We start from the raw sequence: 6,000 nt of genomic DNA, 5'->3' as shown, positions 1-6,000 counted from the left end.
ATCTACAACCTCTCCAAGCGCACCGCCGCCTACGCCACCCTGGCCCGCGTCAGCAACTCCGGCGGCGCCTCCATGGCCGCCAACTCCTACGGCTCCGGCGCCCTCGGCCCCGTCACCGGCGCCAACAACGTCAATGGCAACTCCACCGGCTTTGACATCGGCCTGCGCCTGGCGTTCTGACCCCAGGCCAGCACCGAGGGTGCTGTTGACCGCCCTTCGAGGGCGGCTGGCAGCTTCATTCATTCCATCCAAGGTTTGAGCCTCGCCGCCGGCGGGGCTCTTTTTTTTGGCGTCTTTTCACCCCTCATCTCAGCACATGCCTGGCTGGCTTGAAAGTTCAAATACGGCTAATCTTGGCGAAGCCGCATGCCTCAGCGTCGGACGAAGATCCGGACTGATCCATGCATCCCACCAATCAACGCCTTAAGGGAGGTGTTACATGTCGCCCCGATTGCCCCATGTGAATGGCCCTGGAACGGGCCCCGAAGCATGCTGCGTTTGACCATGGCCCCTCACCCTGAACTGCAAGGGGGGTTCAATGCCAAGGTATTGCTGGCCTTTGCCGCTGCCGCCCTGGTGGTCACCGCCCTCTTGGGACTGACCTGGAAGTTGGCCCGTGATGCGGCCATTGCCACCCAGAGCGTGCACCACACCCAGGAAGTGCTGAATTCGCTGGCCATCACCCGTGGCGACATGCTGCAGGTCGAGCTGAGCACGCAGAACTTCCGAATGACGGGCGACAACAGCTATCTGCTTGAGAGAGAAAAGGCCTCCCGCTCACGCGAAGCGGCCCTGGGCAGCCTGGCCCAACTCACCACCGACAACCCCGAGCAACAGAACCGCTGGCAGCAACTGCGCGAGGTGGTGGACCAGCGCATCGCCATTGCCCGCCAGGTCGAGTTGCTGCGCAAGACCCAGGGCGTCGAGGCGGCCACGGCCTATGTGGCCCAGGCGCCCTTGCGCGAAACCCGAGACAAGGTCTATGGTCTGCTGGACCAGATGCGCGACGAAGAACTGCGCCTGCTCAGTGCCCGGGACACCGAGCAACTGCGCAGCCGCCAATGGCTGTTGGGCGGGGGCTTGCTGGTATCGGCCCTGCTGTTGGGCTTGCTGGCGGCCACCTACAAATTGATCCAGCGTCAGTTGCAACAGCTGGCGCGCAATCGCGAGGCCCTGGCAGAGCGCGAGGAAGACCTGGCCATCACCCTTTGGTCCATCGGTGACGGTGTTCTGGCCACCGATCTCGAGGGCTGCATCACGCGCCTCAACCCCGTGGCAGAGCGACTGACCGGGTGGAGCGAAGCCGAGGCCCGCGGCCGCCCGGCCGAAGAGGTGTTCGTGATCGTCCACGAGAGCACCCGTGCGTCTGTCGAGGTGCCGATTGTCCGCGTGCTACAGACCGGCCAGCAACAGGATCTGGCCAACCACACCAGCCTGATCGCCCGTGATGGCAGCGAATGCCCCATTGCCGACAGCGCGGCACCGATCCGCGATGCCGCGGGCAAGATGCGCGGCACGGTGCTGGTGTTTCGCGACGTGACCCAACAGTACAAGGCCGAGTTGCAGATCGAACGCCAGAACGCCTTGCTGGAACAGCATGTGCGGGAGCGAACCCAGCAATTGCATGAAAGCGAAGAACACCTGCGCAGCGTGATGGCGGCGGTCCCGGCCTTGATCGGCTATGTCGACGCCCAGCAACGCTACGTGTATGTCAACGATCTATACCGGCGCCGGTTCGCACCCGAGCGGGCCGACATCACCGGATGCAGCGTGATCGAGATCCTGGGCCCGGATCGCTATGCCATCGCCGCACCCATGATTCAAAAGGCGCTGCAAGGCCAGGCACAGAGCTTTGACTGGCAGCCTGAACCCGACCTGTGGCACGCGGTGAATTATTTCCCGAAGCGCGACGAGCAGGGCCATGTGCTCGGCTATTACCTGCTGGGCAGCGACATCACCGAGCGCAAACGCAGCGAGGCCGCCATCCAGGACCTGAACGCCGAGTTGGCCCAACGCGTGCAAGAGCTGGAGCACCTGGGCCGGGCACTGCGCACCCTGAGCGCCGTCAACCGGACCATGCTGCGCGCCAATACGGAGGACGAGTTGCTGCAACACATGTGCCAAGCGATCGTCAGCACCGGCGGCTATGGCATGGCCGCCGTGTGGTATCGGCTCGACGACGCAGCCCAGACCTTGAAGCTGATGGCCCAAAGCGGCAACCAGCATGGCCTCGAATTCCTGAGCCGTCTGCCCCTGACCTGGGCCGATACCGAAAATGGGCAGGGGGCCACGGCCCAATCGGTGCGAACCGGCCAGACCACCGTGATCGCCAATGTGCTGGATAGCCCGGGCTACGTGCCCTGGCTGGAGTACCTGGACGGCAACCGATCCGCCCTGGCCTGCCCCTTGCGCGTCGGCCAGAAGGTCATTGGCGCACTGGCGCTCTATGACCGTGAACCCAACACCTTCAACCCCGACGAGGTGAGGTTGCTCAGTGAATCGGCCGACGATCTGGCCTTTGGCATCGCCACGCTGCGCAGCCAGGTCGAGCAGGCGCAGATCGAACAGGCCATGCAGCACCTGACCCGCCACGATGCCCTGACAGGCCTGCCCAACGAGACCCAGTTCACCGAAAGCCTCAGCATGGCGCTGGCGTTGGCGGAGCATCAGGGCCCGTCCAAGTTTGCGGTCTTGCAGATCAACATCGAGCGCATCGGCGAAATCAACGACGCCCTTGGCTTCAGTTTTGGCGATCAGCTGTTGTGCGAATTCGGCCAGAGATTGAGTCAGAGTGTGCCGCCTGACGCCAGTGTGGCCCGCCTGCGCGGCGACGAATTCGCCATCCTGCTGCCCGATGGCAATGCCCAGGCCGCGCTGGCTCAGGTGGAGAGACTGAACGCCGCCCTGACCCGACCCATGCCCCTGGACGACATCGAGATCGACATTTCGGCCCGCACCGGCATCGCGCTGTACCCCCAACACGGGACGACCCCGCACGATCTGTATCGGCACATGGACATTGCCTTGCAGATGGCGCGCAAGAAAGGGCTGCGGCAGGTGATCTTCGACCCGGCCAAAGGCGCCCGGCAGCCGCATCAGCTCAACCTGGCCGGCCAACTTCGCCGCGCCATCGAGGGCGGCGATCTGCTGCTGCACTTGCAGCCCAAGATCGACATGCGCAGTGGCGCCGTCTGCGGTGCCGAAGGCCTGGTGCGTTGGCAGCACAGCCAGCGCGGCCTGGTGCCCCCCATGGAGTTCATCGGCCTGGCCGAGCAGACCGGCCTGATCACCCCCCTGACCGATTGGGTGATCGAGGCCGCTCTGCGCCTGAACCACCACTGGGCCCTGCAGGGTTGCGCGGTGCCCATCGCCGTCAACCTGTCGGCCCGCAATCTGCGCGATGAGAACCTGCTGACACGGCTGCGCCATCTGCGCAGCACCTGGAACGGTGCGCCCCACCTGCTGGAGATGGAAATCACCGAATCCGCGGTGATGGAAGACGCCGAGTACGCGCTGGGCGTCTTGCAAAGCCTGCGTGCCGAGGGCATCGCCCTGTACATCGATGACTTTGGCACCGGCTATTCAGCGCTCAGTTACCTGCAGAAGCTGCCGGTCGACTACATCAAGATCGACCAGTCTTTTGTGCGCGACATGTGCAACAACAAGGATTCGGCCGCCATCGTGCGCTCGACCATCGATCTGGTGCACGACCTGGGCCGCAAGACTGTGGCCGAGGGCGTCGAAACCCAGGCCCACTGGGACCAACTGGCCAGCCTGGGTTGCGATTTTGCCCAGGGCTACCTCATGGCCCGGCCGATGCCGCCGGAAGCCTTTCAGGCCTGGCGGCAGGCCCATGAAGGCACCCATCAGGCCAAGAACCCACACCCCAAGGATTGAAACGCCACCTCGCCCCCGATCGGGCAGGCGCCCCTCTGGGCAACGATCAGTGCTTTGGATAGGCAGGGTGACGCGGCCCCGGAATCAATGCCCCAGGGCTTTGTGCGGACAGCAGGCGCTGCGTTGTCATGCCGGCAATGGGGAAGCTCTGATCCAGGGCAGTGGCCATCACCTGCTTGACCAGCGCCGTGATCAACATCCCGGCAATGCCGCCACTGCTTTGAGATTGCTCTTCGGAAGATGCCCGCGCCACACCACTCCAAAGCACCTCGCCCGTTCGAAGGTCGACCAAGCGGCCCTCGGCCGCCACCACCGTGTTGCTGCCGATCACATAATATTTGGAGCCATACTCTTTCACATCGATGTACAGAACTGCGTCCGCTCCAAACACCTCTCTCAATTTTCCGATGTCAATTGCGTGAATATCATCAGCAATGGTCAGGCCTTGCGCTTTGAAATGCTCATCGACCAATGAGATTGGCAGCACATAAAAGCCGGCTTCTGCGACCGGCTGAGATGTTTGAGCGTAAACACCATAAGTCGCTTTGACATCAGGACTGCTGTTTTTAGGCGGCAGAATCAAGATCGTCTTGGGATCAGCAGCGCGAAATGCAGAGTAGTCTTTGGCTTGAGGTGCTGCGCACCCTACCAGCACCGTCGACCCAAGCAAAGCGGCATACAAGACATATTTATTTTTTGACATCGGAAGCCCCCACTTTCGATTGACCGATCAGACGATCGATGTAATTTTTTGACTCTGGAAAATTGTCTTTCTCCTTCTGCAAAGCCGACATCTGATCAGCATCACGACCGACCTGGCCATAGAGAACGGCCAGATGCGCCATGTAGCCCGGCGGCAGGGATTTCCCAGAATCCCGCACGATCTGAGCATGCTTCTCCATGACATCAATCTGGGCCTGAGGTGATTCACTTTTGAAATGTGAATACAGCTGAGATTCATAGGGCCCCCACTGGTACAAGGTAGGTGGCCCCGCACAAGCCGCCAACGCCATCGACACAGTGATCACCGAAAATAATGTATAGGACCGCATGGGCATCACCTTGTCGCTGGCATTTGGAATGCACCTGAATCAGCGGCAGCAGCCAACTTATCAACTGCCTGACGGATGGCCAGATCAAGAACTTTCCCGTTCAGGGTAGCGTCATAGCCTGCAGTGCCACCGAAACCGATCACCTCACGATTGGACAAAGAGAATTCACCCGCCCCCTGGGCCGAGTAAATCACCTCAGAGCTTGATGCATCGACCACATTCAAAACAACTTTGGCATATGCGATCTGCTCTTTGGCGCGACCCAAGATGCCAAAAAGCTGATGATCGCCAACCTCTTTGCGCCCAAACTCAGTCACATCGCCCGCGATCAAAAAGTCAGCCCCTTTTATTTTCTGGGCTTGACCTTTTATTTTGGCTTCCTGGCTCGATTCACTCATGTTTTCGCGATCGAGCACAGAAAATCGATTGGACTGCTGCAAGTGGGAAATCAATATTGTTTTGGACTGATTACCCAGACGATCCACACCATCGCTGAAGATCCCACGCTGGAATGGCGATCTATTTTCGAACTTGCCAACCGATATGGGCAACTTCTGGCCCGTAAAGTGACTCGACGCGGCAGCGACAGTCTTGGTCTCAAGCACCCTGGAATTTTCCGTTGCGCAACCTGCCATGGTTGCAAGCACACACGCACCAGCCAACAGAGGAATCCATTTCATATTCAACGCTCCTTGCACATCACGACCAACTTGACTTTCGAATCGTGAATAGAAAATAAATCTCTCTTTCTCGCGATCCAAAAATCGGCAGCTCGTGAGTACAGCATCGGCGCCCACTCTCCAGAACGGGAAATGTAAGAAACCCCGCAGCTCACGCCGGCCCTGGACCTGAAGCGGCGCCCCCAAAAACGGATGATGAGCCCGTTCAAAACGCAGAACAGGCCGCTCAATCTGCAAGCCGCAAAATCCTGAAACAAAAATAGTTTCAGCCTGTATTGATCAAAATACTGATATGGCTTTTTGTTGCACTCTATCGGCCGCCAAGATAGCCCTTGGCATTGCCTGCGGCAGCGGCAGCGGCAGCGGCCACG

At 60.3% G+C, this 6,000-nt stretch carries 4 protein-coding genes and 1 pseudogene; 2 read left to right on the top strand and 3 right to left on the bottom strand.

Annotation, left to right across the window (positions count from 1 at the left end; genetic code table 11):
* Positions 1–180: pseudogene (locus AC07VS_RS22120) on the top strand (porin); the annotation flags it as partial.
* 309 nt (positions 181–489) lie between these two features.
* Positions 490–3,897: an EAL domain-containing protein gene (locus AC07VS_RS22115; RefSeq protein ID WP_494752006.1), complete on the top strand. Its 3,408-nt coding sequence runs from the start codon at positions 490–492 to the stop codon at positions 3,895–3,897.
* Positions 3,898–3,943: 46 nt separating this feature from the next.
* Here AC07VS_RS22115 and AC07VS_RS22110 read toward each other — a convergent pair whose 3' ends face one another.
* The 3 genes from AC07VS_RS22110 to AC07VS_RS22100 are packed head-to-tail and all read right to left on the bottom strand — an operon-like array spanning position 3,944 to position 5,629.
* The gene (locus AC07VS_RS22110) at positions 3,944–4,600 is read right to left on the bottom strand and encodes a DUF799 domain-containing protein (protein WP_492345915.1); all 657 of its coding nucleotides are present in this window, start codon (positions 4,598–4,600) and stop codon (positions 3,944–3,946) included.
* Positions 4,587–4,949, bottom strand: coding sequence for a DUF4810 domain-containing protein (locus AC07VS_RS22105; RefSeq protein ID WP_492345916.1), 363 nt, complete (start codon positions 4,947–4,949; stop codon positions 4,587–4,589). The genes AC07VS_RS22110 and AC07VS_RS22105 overlap by 14 nt, the downstream gene beginning before the upstream one ends.
* A gap of 5 nt (positions 4,950–4,954) precedes the next feature.
* Positions 4,955–5,629: a CsgG/HfaB family protein gene (locus AC07VS_RS22100; protein ID WP_494752014.1), complete on the bottom strand. Its 675-nt coding sequence runs from the start codon at positions 5,627–5,629 to the stop codon at positions 4,955–4,957.
* Between the last annotated feature and the right edge of the window lie 371 nt (positions 5,630–6,000).

Source organism: Curvibacter sp. GW821-FHT01G03 (assembly GCF_059422285.1).
The sequence above is the reverse complement of the archived record's forward strand: the minus strand, read 5'-3'. Positions and strand labels throughout refer to the sequence as shown.

Bases quoted from the DNA above. Each gene is read 5' to 3' on its own strand.
- AC07VS_RS22115 (WP_494752006.1), top strand. From the start codon at position 490: ATGCTGCGTTTGACCATGGCCCCTCACCCTGAACTGCAAGGGGGGTTC.
- AC07VS_RS22110 (WP_492345915.1), bottom strand. From the start codon at position 4,600: ATGTCAAAAAATAAATATGTCTTGTATGCCGCTTTGCTTGGGTCGACG.
- AC07VS_RS22105 (WP_492345916.1), bottom strand. From the start codon at position 4,949: ATGCGGTCCTATACATTATTTTCGGTGATCACTGTGTCGATGGCGTTG.
- AC07VS_RS22100 (WP_494752014.1), bottom strand. From the start codon at position 5,629: ATGAAATGGATTCCTCTGTTGGCTGGTGCGTGTGTGCTTGCAACCATG.